12 protein-coding genes are annotated in these 14393 nt (G+C 75.5%); 3 read left to right on the top strand and 9 right to left on the bottom strand.

Annotation, left to right across the window (positions count from 1 at the left end; genetic code table 11):
- Positions 1-344: 344 nt before the first annotated feature.
- The gene (locus BJZ21_RS03780; RefSeq protein WP_179662532.1) at positions 345-740 is read right to left on the bottom strand and encodes a cold shock domain-containing protein; all 396 of its coding nucleotides are present in this window, start codon (positions 738-740) and stop codon (positions 345-347) included.
- Positions 741-825: 85 nt separating this feature from the next.
- Positions 826-2292 carry an ATP-dependent sacrificial sulfur transferase LarE gene (gene larE, locus BJZ21_RS03775; RefSeq protein WP_218851278.1) on the bottom strand — a complete coding sequence of 489 codons (1467 nt, stop codon included), beginning with the start codon at positions 2290-2292 and terminating at the stop codon, positions 826-828.
- A gap of 145 nt (positions 2293-2437) precedes the next feature.
- On the opposite strand from larE, the gene BJZ21_RS03770 reads away from it, so the two are divergent.
- Positions 2438-4573 carry a S8 family serine peptidase gene (locus tag BJZ21_RS03770; protein ID WP_179662531.1) on the top strand — a complete coding sequence of 712 codons (2136 nt, stop codon included), beginning with the start codon at positions 2438-2440 and terminating at the stop codon, positions 4571-4573.
- Positions 4574-4612: 39 nt separating this feature from the next.
- On the opposite strand, the gene BJZ21_RS03765 is transcribed toward BJZ21_RS03770, so the two are convergent.
- Positions 4613-6238: an AMP-binding protein gene (locus tag BJZ21_RS03765; RefSeq protein ID WP_179662530.1), complete on the bottom strand. Its 1626-nt coding sequence runs from the start codon at positions 6236-6238 to the stop codon at positions 4613-4615.
- A 117-nt stretch (positions 6239-6355) separates the two neighbouring features.
- Between BJZ21_RS03765 and BJZ21_RS03760 the strand changes: the two genes are divergently transcribed.
- The gene (locus tag BJZ21_RS03760) at positions 6356-7744 is read left to right on the top strand and encodes a sialidase family protein (protein ID WP_179662529.1); all 1389 of its coding nucleotides are present in this window, start codon (positions 6356-6358) and stop codon (positions 7742-7744) included.
- A 51-nt stretch (positions 7745-7795) separates the two neighbouring features.
- Here the strand turns inward: BJZ21_RS03760 and BJZ21_RS03755 are convergent, their stop codons facing one another.
- From BJZ21_RS03755 to BJZ21_RS03745, 3 genes are all read right to left on the bottom strand, one after another.
- Positions 7796-8362, bottom strand: coding sequence for a dihydrofolate reductase family protein (locus BJZ21_RS03755; RefSeq protein WP_179662528.1), 567 nt, complete (start codon positions 8360-8362; stop codon positions 7796-7798).
- A gap of 71 nt (positions 8363-8433) precedes the next feature.
- Positions 8434-9018, bottom strand: a complete 585-nt coding sequence (locus BJZ21_RS03750) for a histone deacetylase (protein ID WP_179662527.1) — start codon at positions 9016-9018, stop codon at positions 8434-8436.
- Positions 9019-9120: 102 nt separating this feature from the next.
- A complete protein-coding gene (locus BJZ21_RS03745) occupies positions 9121-10281 on the bottom strand; it encodes a trans-sulfuration enzyme family protein (RefSeq protein ID WP_179662526.1) in 1161 nt (386 codons plus the stop codon).
- A 109-nt stretch (positions 10282-10390) separates the two neighbouring features.
- Here BJZ21_RS03745 and BJZ21_RS03740 point away from each other — a divergent pair, with 109 nt between their 5' ends.
- Positions 10391-10897, top strand: a complete 507-nt coding sequence (locus tag BJZ21_RS03740; protein WP_179662525.1) for an Lrp/AsnC family transcriptional regulator — start codon at positions 10391-10393, stop codon at positions 10895-10897.
- 37 nt (positions 10898-10934) lie between these two features.
- Here the strand turns inward: BJZ21_RS03740 and BJZ21_RS03735 are convergent, their stop codons facing one another.
- The 3 genes from BJZ21_RS03735 to BJZ21_RS03725 are packed head-to-tail and all read right to left on the bottom strand — an operon-like array spanning position 10935 to position 14343.
- Positions 10935-12167, bottom strand: a complete 1233-nt coding sequence (locus tag BJZ21_RS03735; RefSeq protein ID WP_179662524.1) for an RDD family protein — start codon at positions 12165-12167, stop codon at positions 10935-10937.
- A 20-nt stretch (positions 12168-12187) separates the two neighbouring features.
- Positions 12188-13513: an FHA domain-containing protein gene (locus BJZ21_RS03730; protein ID WP_179662523.1), complete on the bottom strand. Its 1326-nt coding sequence runs from the start codon at positions 13511-13513 to the stop codon at positions 12188-12190.
- Positions 13510-14343 (bottom strand): PP2C family protein-serine/threonine phosphatase, encoded by an 834-nt coding sequence (locus BJZ21_RS03725; protein ID WP_246298445.1) that lies wholly within the window; start codon positions 14341-14343, stop codon positions 13510-13512. Before BJZ21_RS03725 ends, BJZ21_RS03730 begins: the two co-directional genes overlap by 4 nt.
- Positions 14344-14393 lie beyond the last annotated feature (50 nt).

Genomic DNA, 14393 nt, shown 5'->3' with positions numbered 1-14393 from the left:
CGGCCAACCGGGGATTCCTGCAACCGCCCCGGCCCCCGGGACGGCCCGCACCCGGCCCGTGAGCAGCACCGGCGTCCCGTCCCACGGACGCCCGGGGTTGTCAGGGCGTTCCCTCGCTTGATGGGCGTTGCAACGGCTGACAACCGCAGCAATCCCCGGCCAGCCGGGGATTCCTGCAACCGCCCCGGCCCCCGGGACGGCCCGCACCCGGCCCGTGAGCAGCACCGGCGTCCCGTCCCACGGACGCCCGGGGTTGTCAGGGCGTTCCCTCGCTTGATGGGCGTTGCAACGCCCATCAAGCGCGAGTTTCCCCGGCCAGCCGGGGATTCCTGCAGCGGCGCGCCTCAGAGCTCCAGCTCGTTGGCCAGCGCACGGAGCAGCTTGGCGGTGGGCCGGGCGGTGCGGGCGTCGGGGTGGCGGCCGTGGCGGTAGCCCTCACCGACGTCGTCGAGCAGCCGGATCAGGTCCTCGACGATCGACACCATCTCCTCGGGGCGCTTGCGCCGGGAGGCGGCCTGGCTGCGGGAGACCGAGGCGGGCTTGTCGAGGATGCGGACCTGGAGGGCCTGGTCGCCGCGGCGGCCCTGGGCGATGCCGAACTCGACACGGGTGCCGGCCTTCAGGCTCGGGGTCCCGGGAGGCAGTGCCTCGGCGCGCACGTAGACATCGGGGCCCTCGTCCTGGGACAGGAAGCCGAAGCCCTTCTCGGCGTCGAACCACTTCACCTTGCCAGTGGGCACGGTCTGACCTCTCGTGTGCGGGACCACGACGCGGCGCCGTGGATAGGCAAGCCTATGTCGGCGGCTCCGGGCGTCGCCAACCAGTTCAGCGGCGCAGCGCCTCGTTCAGCGAGCCGGAGCGGAACCCCCGCGGGTCGAGCTCGGCCCGGGGGAAGCCCGCGTCCCGCGCCTGGGCCTCCAGCGCGCCCACGAGCGGCGAGCCCGGGCGCAGCGGCCCGGCCAGCAGCTCGCGGTCGAGCTCCACCGAGGCCCGGTCGCCGAGGTCGCGGACCCGCAGGTCGCGCAGGGGCACGCCGTGCTGCGCGAGGAACGAGCGTACGGCGGCCTCCGCCCGCTCCACCCGGGCCAGCCGGTGGGGGGTCACCTCGATCCCGTAGGCCACCCGGCTCGACAGGCAGGCGGCGGCGGGCTTGTCCCATGTGGGCAGCCCCCAGCGCCGGGACGCCTCCCGCACCTGGGCCTTGGTCAGGCCGGCGTCGCGCAGCGGGGTGAGCGCGCCCCGCTCGGCGGCGGCACGGATCCCGGGGCGGAAGCCGGCGACCGCGTCGTCGGCGTTGGTGCCGGTGGCCACGTGGCCGAGCCCGCGCTCGGCCGCGAGCGGGGTCAGCACGTCGAGGAGCTCGGCCTTGCAGAAGAAGCAGCGGTCGGCGCCGTTGGCGCGGTAGCCCTCGCGCTCCATCTCCCGGGTCCGCGGGGTCAGCACCGGCACCCCGAGGGACTCGGCGAACTCCCGGGCCGGGTCGCGCTCGGCCTGCGGCAGCGAGTCGGAGTAGCCGGTCGCGGCGGCCACCCGCTCCGGGCCCAGTGCCCGCACGGCGGCGGCCAGCAGGAAGGCGCTGTCGGCTCCGCCGCTGTAGGCGACGAGGACCGAGCCGCGCTCCCGGAGGTCGGCCTCCAGGGCCGCGAGGCGGCTGGTGAGCAGGTGCTCGGCCAGCCAGCCCGGGAACTCCTCGAGACTCTCGAGCACCACGTGCGTGCCGGCCTCGAGCAGCTCCTCGCGGCCGCAGCCCCCGGTCAGCACCGAGACGCTCAGCGCGCCGGCGGCCAGCGCGCCCTCGACGTCGTGGACGTGGTCGCCGACATAGATGCTCGCCCCCTCCCGGGCCAGCGCGTCGGCCTTGCCCACGCCCCACACCCAGCCCTCGAGGTGGTCGACCTCGAGCGCGAGGTGGTCGAGGTGCCGCCGGGCGTTCTCCGGGAACTTGCCGGTCACGACCACCACCCGACCGCGCTCCCGGCGGACCGCCTCGAGCGCCTCGCGGGCGCCGGGCAGCACCGGGACCGAGGCGATCGCGTGGGCGGGGTAGAGCGCCCGGAACCGGTCCCCCGCCGGGCCGACGGCCTCCTCGGCCAGGTGCGGGGCGAGCAGGTGGTCCAGCGGCGGGCCGAGACGGGCGGTCATCTCCGCCACGGGGAAGTCCACGCCGAGCTCGGCGCCCAGCGCGGTGAGGACCGCGGCGAAGCCCGGCGTCGTGTCGATCAGCGTCATGTCGAGGTCGAAGCCGACCACGAGCGGCGCCGGCGTGCTGAACGTCGGGGGCGGGCTGGTCATGGGCCAAGGGTAGGTGGCCGGGCGCTCCCGCAGCCCGCCCCGGGGTGGCAACGGTGGAGAACGGCTGCGACCCTGGGCGGTCCGGGGCCACAATGTCGGCTTCGCGACCAGCCGGTCGCGACCACAGCGATGGGAGTGAGGGACGGTGCGTCGAGCGAGGGCCGCGGCGACCAGCCTGCTGGCGGGGCTGTGCGCCCTGACCGGGCTGGCCGGGCCGGCCGCGCTGCCCGCGGCGGCCGCGCCCGCACCCACGACGCTCTACCTGGTCACCCTCGAGGGCCCGGGCACGACCGGCTCCCACGGGTCCGCGCCGGCGGCGCTGCGCCGGCTGCAGCTCGAGCACCGCCAGGACCGGGTGCTCGCCGCCGTCGGCTCCCCGACGCCGGTCTACCGGTGGACCACCGCGCTCGACGGCGTCGCGGTGCCGCTGACCCCCCGGCAGGCCGACGAGCTGCGCGGCGACCCGCGGGTGGCGCTGGTCGAGGCGAACACGGTCCGTCCGGTCGCGAGCAGCGGCAACTCCGCCGACGCCTCCGGCGTCCCCCTCACCGGGCACCGGCGCGGTGGCGCCGGCACCGTGATCGGGATCGTGGACACCGGGATCTGGCCGGAGAGTCCGGTGTTCGCCGCGCTGCCCGGGCTGGGCCGCGCGCCCGCCCGGTTCCACGGCGCCTGCGAGAGCGGCGAGGGCTGGAGCGCCGACACCTGCAACGGCAAGGTCGTCGGGGCACGGTGGTTCGTCGACGGCTTCGGCGCCGACCGGCTCCGGAGCACCGCTTCGCTCTCCCCCCGCGACGAGGACGGCCACGGCAGCGAGATGGCCTCGATCGCGGCGGGCGACGCCGGCACCACCGTCGAGGTCCGCGACCAGCGGCTCGGCCGCTACGGCGGGGTGGCCCCCCAGGCCCGGCTGGCGGTCTACAAGGCGTGCTGGACGGCGCCGGACCCCGCCGACGACGGCTGCGCCACCGCCGACCTGGTCACCGCCATCGACCAGGCCACCCGCGACGGCGTCGACGTCCTCAACCTCTCGGTCGGTGGCCCCAGCCAGCTCGACACGGTGGAGCGGGCCCTGCTGGGCGCCGCCGAGGCCGACGTCGTGGTGGTCGGCGCGGCCGGCAACCGGACCGGGCGCGCCTACGCCGCGCACCCGGCCCCCTGGGTGACCACCGTGGGCAGCACCACCGGAGTGGTACGCCGCGGCCGGGTGGTCGCCGGCGACCTGCGCCTGACCGGAGCGATGGCCGCCACCCACAGCATCGGCCCGGCCAGGCTGGTGCGCGGTGCCGACGTCGCCGCCCCCGACGCCACCCGGGCCCAGGCCCGGGTCTGCTCGCCGGGCAGCCTGGACGCCGGCCGGGTCCGCGGCGCGATCGTGCTGTGCGAGCGCGGTGCGATCGGCCGGGTGGACAAGTCCGCCGCGGTGCTGACCGCCGACGGCGCGGGCATGGTGCTGCTCAACCGCACCGGCCGCGACGTGGCCGCCGACTTCCACAGCGTCCCGACCGTCCACCTCGACGCCCACGACGCCGCGGCGCTGCGCCGGTGGGCGGCGCGGCACCCGGACACCCAGGTGGCGCTGCGGCCGGTCGGTGTGAGCCGGCCGCCGGCCCGGGTCACCGCCTGGTCACCGACCGGCGACCCGACCTCGGCGACCCTCAAGCCCGACCTCGTCGCCCCCGGGTCCGGGCTGCTGGGCGCGGTCCCGCCCTCGGTGCGCGACACCCGCTGGGACTTCGTGTCCGGCTCCTCGGCGGCCACCGCGTACACCAGTGGCACCGCCGCCCTGCTGCGCGCCGCGCACCGGTCGTGGTCGGCCCCGGTCGTCCGCTCCGCCCTCGCCACGAGCGCCGTCCCGCTGGCCGGCGACCCCACCGCGCTGCGCGCCGGCGCCGGCCGGGTCCGCCCGCACCCGGCGGCCCGGGCCGGCGTCGCCTACGACGTCGCCCCCGGCGACTACCGCGCCTGGCTCGACGGCCGGCTCCCCTCGGACCGGCTCAACGTGCCCTCGCTGCTGCTCCGGGGCGATCAGGACCTCGCCCACCGCACGATCACCAACACCGGCCACCGGCCGCTGTACTTCTCCTCGCACGCCTACGGGTTCGCCCGGCACACGGTGTCCGTGACGCCCGCCGCGGTGCGGCTGGCGCCCGGGGAGAGCGTGCGGTTCACGGTGCACGTGGCTCGGGGCTCGGGCGCGCAGCCCGCCGACGACGGCTGGGTCTCCTGGCGGGGCGGCAACGGCAGCCGGTCCCGGATCCCGGTGCTGATCAGCCGCTGACCGCCCAACGGCCCGACCGGCTCAGCCGGCGGCCGGCGCTCACAGGCCGAGCCGGGCCGCGGACTCCTCGCGCATCTGCACCTTGCGGATCTTGCCGGTGACGGTCATCGGGAACTCCTCGACCACCATCACGTAGCGCGGGATCTTGTAGTGCGCGAGCCGGCCGGCGGCGAAGTCGCGCACCGCGTCGGCGTCCAGCGGGGGCGCGCCGGCCTTCATCTTGACCCAGGCGCACAGCTCCTCGCCGTACTTCTCGTCGGGGACCCCGACGACCTGGACGTCCTCGATCTGGGGGTGGGCGTAGAGGAACTCCTCGATCTCGCGGGGGTAGATGTTCTCCCCGCCTCGGATCACCATGTCCTTGATCCGGCCGACGATGTTGCAGTAGCCGTCCTCGCGCATCTCGGCCAGGTCCCCGGTGTGCATCCAGCCGTCGGCGTCGATCGCCTCGGCGGTCTTCTCCGGGTCGTCCCAGTAGCCGAGCATCACCGAGTAGCCGCGGGTGCAGAACTCCCCGGGCCGGCCGCGCTCGACGGTCTCCCCCGTCACCGGGTCGACGATCTTGATCTCCACGTGCGGGTGCACCCGCCCGATCGTGGCGGTGCGGCGCTCCAGGTCGTCGTCGGCCCGGGTCTGGCAGGAGACCGGGGAGGTCTCGGTCATGCCGTAGGCGATGGAGACCTCGGCCATGTGCATGTCGTTGACGCAGCGCTTCATCACCTCCACCGGGCAGATCGAGCCGGCCATGATCCCGGTGCGCAGCGTGGAGAGGTCGTGCTCGGCGAACGACGGGTGGTTCTGCATGGCGATGAACATCGTCGGCACGCCGTACACGCCGGTGCACCGCTCCGCCGCGATCGTGCGCAGCGTGGTCGCGGGGTCGAAGCCGGGCGCGGGGATCACCATCGTCGTGCCGTGCGAGGTGCAGCCGAGGTTGGCCATCACCATCCCGAAGCAGTGGTAGAAGGGCACCGGGATGCACAGCCGGTCCTCCGGGCCGAGGTTGATCAGCTCGGTCGTGAAGTAGCCGTTGTTGAGGATGTTGCGGTGGCTGAGCGTGGCGCCCTTCGGGTAGCCGGTGGTGCCGGAGGTGTACTGGATGTTGATCGGGTCGTCCGGGTCCAGCGAGGCCATCCGCTCCGCGAGCGCCTCCGCGGGGACCGCCTCGCCGCCGGCGACCAGCGCCGCCCAGTCGTCGGTGTCGATGTAGACCACCCGCTCCAGGGCCGGGCACTGGTCGCGCACCTCCTCGACCATGCCGCGGTAGTCGCTGGTCTTGAAGCTCGAGGCCGCCAGCAGCAGGCGCATCCCGCTCTGGTTGACCGCGTAGGCGAACTCGTGGGTGCGGTACGCCGGGTTGACGTTGACCAGGATCGCCCCGGCCTTGGCGCAGGCGTACTGGGTCAGCGTCCACTCCGCGCAGTTGGGGGCCCAGATCCCGACCCGCTGGCCCTTCTCCACGCCGGCGGCCATCAGCCCGCGGGCGAGCGCGTCGACGTCGCGGTCGAGCTCGGCCCAGGTCCAGCGCCGGCCGCTGGCCACCTCCACCAGGGCCTCGCGGTCCGGGTTGGCCGCCACGGTCCGCTCGAAGTTGGCGCCGATGGTCTCCTCGAGCAGCGGCGGCGTGGTCTCGCCCTGGGCGTACGACGGGTTCGCGGCATCCATGGCGGAAAACTACGCCGCCGGCCGTGACCTCCGCCACGCACCCGCGTGACCTGGCCCACGTCGCGTCGTTGGAGGGGTGAGGACCACCCGGGTCCGCCTGCGATGGAAGGAACGTCCGTGACCTCTCGGCGCCGTAGCCCCTCATCCCTCGTCCCGGCCGGGCTCGCGGCCGGCGTGCTGGCGGCCGGCGCCGTCGGCTACGCGGTCGTGCCGGCCGACGCCGCGGCGACCGGCGCGCCCGCGCCCAGCTTCACGTCGTACGCCGCCCCGGCGTCGCTCACCGACCACGACAACTCCGGGGAGCCGTCGATCGGCGACGACTGGCGCACCGGCACCACGATGTACCAGTCGAGCCTCTCGACCTACGCCGTCAGCTGGGACGACTCCACCAGCCCCTCGACCGCGCACTGGTCCGACGTGTCGGCGAACGCCGGCAACGGCTGCCCGCAGGGGTCGACGGTCAGCCTCGACCCGATCCTGTTCACCGACCACGCCACCGGCCGGACCTTCGAGTCGCAGCTCTCCGGCGTGGACTCGCTGACCTGCTGGACCGACGACGACGGCCGGACCTGGAGCCCGAGCACCGGCGGCGGCATCCCCAGCGGCGTCGACCACCAGACCGTCGGCGGTGGCCCGTTCTCCAGCACCGGGATCGGAGGGCTGCCGCTGGGCTACCCGAACGCCGTCTACTACTGCAGCCAGGACATCGCCACCGCGTTCTGCGCGGTCTCGCGCGACGGCGGCACCACCTTCGGCGCCGGCGTCCCGACGTACTCCCTGCTGGACTGCGACGGCCTGCACGGGCACGTCAAGGTCGCCCCCGACGGCACCGCCTACCTGCCGAACAAGTCCTGCGGCGGCAGCCAGGCCGTGGTCACCTCCACCGACAACGGCACCTCGTGGACCGTCGACCGGGTCCCGGGGACGACGCCGAGCGACGCCGACCCGAGCGTCGGCGTCGGCGCCGACGGCACGCTCTACTTCGGCTACGTCGACGGCAGCGGCACGCCGGGGGTCGCCGTGAGCCGGGACCGGGGCAGGACCTGGACCGACCGGCAGACGGTGGGCCGGCAGTTCGGCATCCAGAACGCGGTCTTCCCGACGATGGTCGCCGGTGACGGCGACCGGGCGGCGCTGGCCTACCTCGGCACGCCGACCGGCGGCGACTACCAGGACGAGGCGAACTTCCACGGCGAGTGGCACCTCTACGTCGACACCACCTACGACGGCGGGAAGACCTGGACGACCACCGACGCCACGCCGAACGACCCGGTGCAGGTCGGCTCGATCTGCACCGGCGGCACCACCTGCGGCAACGACCGCAACCTGCTGGACTTCATCGACGTCACCACCGACTCGCGGGGCCGCATCGAGGTGGCCTTCGCCGACGGGTGCGTGGCCGGCTGTGTCACCGACCCCCAGCACCAGGGCCGCGACGCCTGGGCGACGATCTCCCGGCAGAGCGGCGGGCTCGGCCTGTTCGCGGCGTACGACCCGGTGAGCTGAGCCCCGCGGCCCGCGACCACGCGGCCGCGTGGCCGCGGGGTCGGGCCGGGTTCAGCGCTGCGGGCGGTAGACGAGGTACTGCACGCCGTTGGCGTAGGTGGTGTGGTCGACCAGGGTCAGCTTGACCTTGTCCTCGGCGGCGTCGGGGTAGAGCCGCCGGCCGCTGCCGAGGATCACCGGGAAGACCGCGAGCCGCATCTCGTCGACCAGGCCCGCGGCCAGCAGGGACCGGGTCAGCGCCAGGCTGCCGTTGACGATGATCGGCCCGCCGTCGCCCTCGCCGTCGCCCTCGCGGAGCCGGGCCACGTCGTCGAAGGAGATGACCGAGGTGTTGGTCCACTGCGGGTCGGTCACGGTCGAGGAGACGACGTACTTGGGCATCGCGTTGAACCCGGCGAAGTAGTCCATCTGCGGCCAGACCGGGGCGAACGCCTCGTAGGAGCGCGCCCCCATCAGGAAGGCGGTCGCCTCCTCCTGCTCGCGGGCCTTCGCCTCGTAGAGCGCCGGGTCGGGTTCGACGTCGAAGGTCCAACCGGCGTGCTTGTAGCCGGGCTCGCCGCCGGGCGCCTCGGCGACGCCGTCGAGGGAGACGAAGTGGGTGGTGAAGATGGTGCGCATCGCGGGCTCCTGGGATCGGCGGGGGTCATCTGTCACGACCGGCGCCGACCCGCGCACTCATCGCCGCAGGCTCACCCGGGGGTCACGGCGTCGACGTACGCCTCGATGCGGTCCTCGTCCCAGAGGCGGGACTCGCGCAGGCCCTCGGCGATCGTGGCGAGGTACGGCGGGGCGGGGTGGCTGTGGTCGACCGCCTCGGCGCCGTGGGGCGCGGTGAACGTGAGCAGCGGCAGGCCCTCGTGCCTGCCGACCTCGACCAGCGTCTCGTAGCGACCGGGGCCGGCCGTGTGCCGGCCGCCGGCCAGCGGTTCGAGGACCACCTGCTCGAGCGGGTCGCCGTCCTCCGGCACCCGGTGCATCTCCTGGGCGGCGATGTCGGCGAACTGCTCGGCCGTCACCAGGTAGCCGCGGGCCGCGGTCCAGCCGGGCGTGTCGTGGTCGTAGAAGGCGACGCCGCCGCCGCCCCACTGCGGGGACTCACCGGCGAAGTAGAGCGTGCCGGGCAGGTCGACGGGCACGCTGCGGCGCGGTGGCGTGGCGTCGCGGGCCCCCGGGTGGCTGCGCGATCCGCCGGGCGGACGACCGCCCTCGAGATAGCAGGCGAGCCGGGTCGAGGACATGTTGGAGCCGTAGCTGACGTACCAGACGTGGGACATGACCCCCGGGCTTCTACCCGCCCGCCCGGCTCCCCACACCTCGGCCGCTCGACCGCGGGCGTGAGCCTGGACACCCTGCTGTGGGTGGGCGGCTGCGGTCGGTCAGGCTCGCAGGGCCTGGTCCAGGTCCGCCCAGAGGTCCTCGACGTCCTCGAGCCCGACCGAGAGCCGGAGCAGGGCGTCGCCTGGTCGGGCGTCGGCCGCGACCGGCCGGTGGGTCAGCCCGGCCGGGTGCTGGATCAGCGTGTCGACCCCGCCCAGGGAGACCGCGTGGGTGATCAGCCGGCACCGCTGGGCGGTCGTCGCGGCGACCTCGAAGCCGCCGCGGAGCTCGATGGCGAGCAGGCTGCCGGGGCCGGCCATCTGGGTGCCGACCAGACCGGCCGGGTCGCACTCCTTGAGGCCGGGGTAGAGCACCCGGGCGATCCGCGGGTGCTCGGCGAGCCGGCCGGCGAGGGTCGCGGCGGTCTCCTGCTGGGCGCGGACCCGCAGCGGGAGGGTCTGCAGCCCGCGGTGCAGCTCGTAGGCGGCCATCGGGTGCAGCAACGCGCCGGTGACCGCGCGGACCTGGCGCAGCCGGACGGCCCACTCGGCGTCGCCGGCCACCACGCCGCCCATCACGTCACCGTGGCCGCCGATGAACTTGGTCGCGGAGTGCAGCACCAGCGCGGCTCCGTGGCGGGCGGGCCGCTGCAGCACCGGGGTCGCGAAGGTGTTGTCGACCAGGACCGGCACGTCGCCGGCCTGCGCCACGACCGCGTCGAGGTCGACGAGGTCGACGGTCGGGTTCGCCGGGGTCTCGACCACGACCAGCCCGGTGTCCGGCGCGATCGCCTCCGCGATCCGGTCGGCGGTGGCCCAGCTGACCCGGGTGCCGAGCAGGCCGGAGGCGAGCACGTGGTCGGTGCCGCCGTACAGCGGGCGCACCCCGACGACGTGGGGCCGGCCCGCCGCGACCGTCGCCACGAGCGCGGCGGCCAGCGCTGCCATCCCCGAGCCGAACGCGACCGCACCCGCGCAGCCCTCCAGGGCCGCGACCGAGCGCTCCAGCCGGTCGACGTTGGGGTTCCAGAGCCGCTGGTAGACCAGCGACGCCCCGTCGACCGGGCGGCCGCCCGTCGCGAGGTTCTCGTAGGCCAGGCCGCCGGTCTCGATCGTCGGCAGCGGGTACGTCGTGGAGAGGTCGATCGGCGGGACGTGCACGCCCAGCTCGCCGAGGTCCTCGCGACCGAGGTGGACGGCGTCGGTGTCCAGGTGGCTCATGCCGACCAGACTGGACTTTCCACGCCGGGAGGGCAATCGTCCCGAAGATCCCGTCGAGATGGCTGCTTCTGGCGCATTTCCTGCGGTGGCGGCGGCGTACCCTTCCCCCATGCCGAAGAATCCTCCCCGGCCGCCCGGGCCGCCGCCCCGGCCCCGCCCGGCCCTCGACGAGGTGGACCGGCTCCTGGTGGCCGAGCTGCTCCGCGACGGGCGCGCGCCCAACACCGCGCTCGCCCGCGCCGCCGGCATCGCCGAGTCCACCTGCCTGGCGCGGGTCCGGGCGCTGCGCGAGCGGGGCATCGTCACCGGGGTGTCGGCCGAGGTCGACCTGGCGCGGCTGGGGCTGCCCGTGCAGGCGATGGTCGCGGTCCGGTTCTCCGGCCACCTCCGCGCCGACGTCGACGCGTTCGCCGAGGAGGTCTCCGCCCTGCCCGGCGTCGTCGCGACCTACAACATCAGCGGCGCGAACGACTTCCTGGTGCACGTCGCTGCCCCCAGTCCCGAGCATTTGCGCGACTTCGTGCTCGACAACCTCACCGGACGGCCCGGCGTGGTCCAGGCGGAGACCAGCCTGGTCTTCCACGTCCGCCGCGGCACCGACGTGCTCTCGACGTGAGCCCGCCCGCGTGGGCGGTGCTCCCGCGGGGCGGCTGCTAGTCCTCGCGGGCGACGGTCATCTCGCGGTCGCCGAACCGGATCCGGTCCCCGTCGAGCAGCGTCGCCGGTCGGCCCGCGGCGAGCTCGCGGCCGACCCCCTGGCGGATCAGGATCGAGCCGTTGGTCGAGCCCCGGTCCATGACGACCAGGACCCCGTCCGGCGCCACCTGGAACTGGGCGTGGGTCTTGGACAGCGACATGTCCTCCGAGCGCAACGGCACCAGGTGCCGGACCGGCTCCCCGGGCCGCGGCTCGGGACGGCGGCCGACGAGCGCGAGACCCTCGACGAGGAAGGACTCCCCGGAGTCGAAGGAGACCCGCCACCGGGCCAGTCGCCGGCGTCCCTCGGGGCCGCCCGTGGCGGAGCGCGCGACGGTCGCGTGGCCCGGGGCGGGCGCCGGGGGCGCCGGCGGAGTGGGGCCGGGGGCAGCGGGTACGCCGGGGGCCTCGGCCGGAGCGCCCAGCGGCGCGCCCAGCGGCGCGCCGAGGCTGCGCCGACGGGCCGGCGGGGGCGTGCCGGGCACCGGGGAGGTGCCGACCGGCTCCGTGACCGGCTCCGGGACCGGCTGCGCCGGTACCGGCGCCTCCGCAATCAACGGCTCCGACGGCTGGGGCGGCGACGGCTCGGCCGGAAGCCGCGCCGGCGCCGGGCGGGGGCTGCGCGCCGGGGCCGACACCGGCTCGGCACGCGGCGCGGGCACCAGTCGCATCGCGGTGAGGTTGACGATCTGGCGCGGCGCCTCGACGACCTCCTCGGGCTCGACCGGCACCGGACGGACGTCGACGACCACCGAGTCGGCGACGTGGTCGTGCCAGCCGCGCCGCTGTCGCCCGCGGTCCATGACCGCGGTCCACGCCAGCGTCGCCACCCCGAGGCCGAAGGTCGGCAACGTCGCGGCGCCCAGCACCAGGCCGCGCAGCAGCGCGGGCCCGGCGCCGATCGGCAGGCCGGTGCCGGGGCGGACCACGCGCAGGCCGAGCGCCGCCTTGCCCGGGGAGGTGCCGCGCAGCCCGAGCAGCAGGGCGAAGCCCAGGCCCACGACCAGGACCGCCGCGACGACCAGCCCGACCACGACCCAGGGGTGCCCCGGCCCGACCAGGAAGTGCGCGGCCGTCGCCACCAGCACCGCCTCGAGGGTCCAGGCGATCAGCCGGTCCAGGGTGAACGCATAGAGACGACGCTCCAACCCGGCGGGCGGGAACGTCGAGGCGTCGGCGGGAGCGGTCATCGGGGCGTCGTCCACGGGGGTCAGGGGTTGGTGACGCGGATGGTCACCCCGTCGCCGAGGTCGAGCACCGCGCCGGGGATCAGCTGGACCGCGATGCCGGGCTGGAGGTCCTCCGGCGGCAGCCCGGGCTGGACCAGCACGGTGCCGTTGGTCGAGCCGAGGTCGGTCACGACCGCCGAACCATGGTCGGCACCCGAGCCGGGCCGGATCTCCAGGTGGGTCGAGGAGATCTCCTGCTGAGGGCTCGGCACGGTGACCAGCCGCGGCTGGTCGGTCGAGCTGAAGCGGCGGGCCTCGGGGGCGCGGCCGACCAGCACGGCCCGGTCGACGTCCACGCGCTCACCGTGGGAGAGATGCAACCGGGCGACGGGCCGCGCGGTCACGCTGGGCGCCGGCGGCTGGCCGGCGAGCCAGGGCTCGGGGCGGTCGAACTGGGCCGGGTCCCAGCCACCGGTGCGGGTGTGACCGTCGTGGTCCCCCGTCTCGTCGCCGTCGGTGTCCGGGCCGGCCGGGGTGGCGGCGTGGGCGCCCGGCCGCACCGGGGGTGGCGGCGGGGGCGGCGGCGGGATCGGGGCGCCGTACGGCGGGGCGCCGGGGGCGGGCGGCGGCATGACCGGCGAGGGCTCGGCGGCGCGCGGCTCGTCCCGGTCGCCGAAGACCTCGGAGAGGAACGGCACCGCCTGGGTGGGCTCCTCGTCCGCCGCGTTCGTCCAGGACGGCTCGAGCGGCTGGACGGGCGCCTCCTCGACGACACCGATGGCCGGCTCCGGCTCGGGCTCGGGCTCGGGCTCGGGGGCGGCCGCGGCGTACGACGACACCGGGGCGGCGCCGCCCAGCGGCTGCTCGCCCCACTCCTCCACCGGCTGCTCGACCGGCTCCTCGCCCCGCTCCCCGACGTGCTGCTCGACCGGCGGCCGCTCGATCAGGGCGACCCGGGCCAGGCCGGCGGCGGTGCTCAGCACCGTCGCCGAGCGGGGCTCGGCGACCTCGATCCGCACGCTGCTGACCTCGGCGAGGGTGCGCTCGATCCAGGTGCTGGCCTGCGAGCCGTCCAGCTCGACGACCTGCCCGCCGGCGGTGAAGATCGCCCGCCCGGCGCCGCGCACGACCACCCGGGTGACGTCGTCGGCCTCGCTGACCAGGACGAAGCCGGGCAGCTGCCGCAGCCCCGAGGAGATCAGCGCGTCCAGCGCCTCGTCGAAGCCGGCCCCCGCGTCCACCATCTCCCACAGGGCGCCCGCCCGGTGCTTCTCGGTGGGCGGCAGGACCACGATGGCGTGCTCGCCGACGATCGCGATCCAGTCGCCGGGGCGGTAGGACCAGGTGGTCGGGTCGTGCTCGCTCACGGCAAGGCCCCCAGCTTCTGTTCGAGACTCACCCGCTGGCGCTCGGAGTCGTAGGAGTGCTCGTTCGTCCATCCCACCACATCGACGACGAGGGCGGTCGCGTTGTCCCGGCCCCCCGCGCGCAGCGCCGCCGCGACCACCTCGTCGGCGGCGTCGCGCGGGTCCGCCGTCCCGCCGAGGATGGCGCCGATCTCGGCGTCGTCGATCATGCCGCTCACCCCGTCCGAGCACAGCAGCAGCCGCTCCACCGACGGCAGCGGCAGCAGGAAGTAGTCGGCCTCCACCCGGTCGCCACCCCCCAGCGCGCGGGTCACCACGTGCCGCTCGGGGTGCACGGCGGCGTCCTCGGGGGTGATCACGCCGGCGTCGACCAGCTCCTGGACCACGCTGTGGTCGACGCTGACCTGCTCCAGGGCCCCGTCGTGGAAGCGGTAGGCGCGGGAGTCGCCGAGGTTGGCCAGCAGCCACTTCGGCACCCCGTCGTCCTCGACCAGCAGCGCCGCCACCGCCGTCGTACCGGCGTGGAAGCCGTGCGCGCCGCGGGCCCGCTGCTCGGCGCCGAACCGCTCGATCCGGTCCTGGCACTCCCGCAGCGTCGCGGCGACCGCATCGGCGCCCCGACTCGGGTCGTAGCCCTCCTCGGCGAGGCGGGCGAACTCCTCGACCACGATCGTCGAGGCGACGTCGCCGCCGTCGTGGCCGCCCATGCCGTCGGCCACCACGAACACCGGCGGCGCGGCGAGGTAGGCGTCCTCGTTGACCTCGCGCACCCGCCCCACGTCGGTGGCCGCACCGTGATGGAGCTCCACCCCGCGCATCTGCTCTGTCATCCCACCTCCCGGGTGGGCAGGAGCGTACGGCGTCGCGCGCGGCCGTGCGC

The organism is Nocardioides panaciterrulae (assembly GCF_013409645.1).
Taxonomy (GTDB): domain Bacteria; phylum Actinomycetota; class Actinomycetes; order Propionibacteriales; family Nocardioidaceae; genus Nocardioides; species Nocardioides panaciterrulae.
Note: the sequence above shows the minus strand (reverse complement) of the source record. Positions and strands in the feature narration are given on the sequence as shown.

Bases quoted from the DNA above. Each gene is read 5' to 3' on its own strand.
- BJZ21_RS03765 (WP_179662530.1), bottom strand. From the start codon at position 6,238: ATGGATGCCGCGAACCCGTCGTACGCCCAGGGCGAGACCACGCCGCCG.
- BJZ21_RS03755 (WP_179662528.1), bottom strand. From the start codon at position 8,362: ATGCGCACCATCTTCACCACCCACTTCGTCTCCCTCGACGGCGTCGCC.
- BJZ21_RS03740 (WP_179662525.1), top strand. From the start codon at position 10,391: ATGCCGAAGAATCCTCCCCGGCCGCCCGGGCCGCCGCCCCGGCCCCGC.
- BJZ21_RS03745 (WP_179662526.1), bottom strand. From the start codon at position 10,281: ATGAGCCACCTGGACACCGACGCCGTCCACCTCGGTCGCGAGGACCTC.
- larE (WP_218851278.1), bottom strand. From the start codon at position 2,292: ATGACCAGCCCGCCCCCGACGTTCAGCACGCCGGCGCCGCTCGTGGTC.
- BJZ21_RS03725 (WP_246298445.1), bottom strand. From the start codon at position 14,343: ATGACAGAGCAGATGCGCGGGGTGGAGCTCCATCACGGTGCGGCCACC.
- BJZ21_RS03735 (WP_179662524.1), bottom strand. From the start codon at position 12,167: ATGACCGCTCCCGCCGACGCCTCGACGTTCCCGCCCGCCGGGTTGGAG.
- BJZ21_RS03750 (WP_179662527.1), bottom strand. From the start codon at position 9,018: ATGTCCCACGTCTGGTACGTCAGCTACGGCTCCAACATGTCCTCGACC.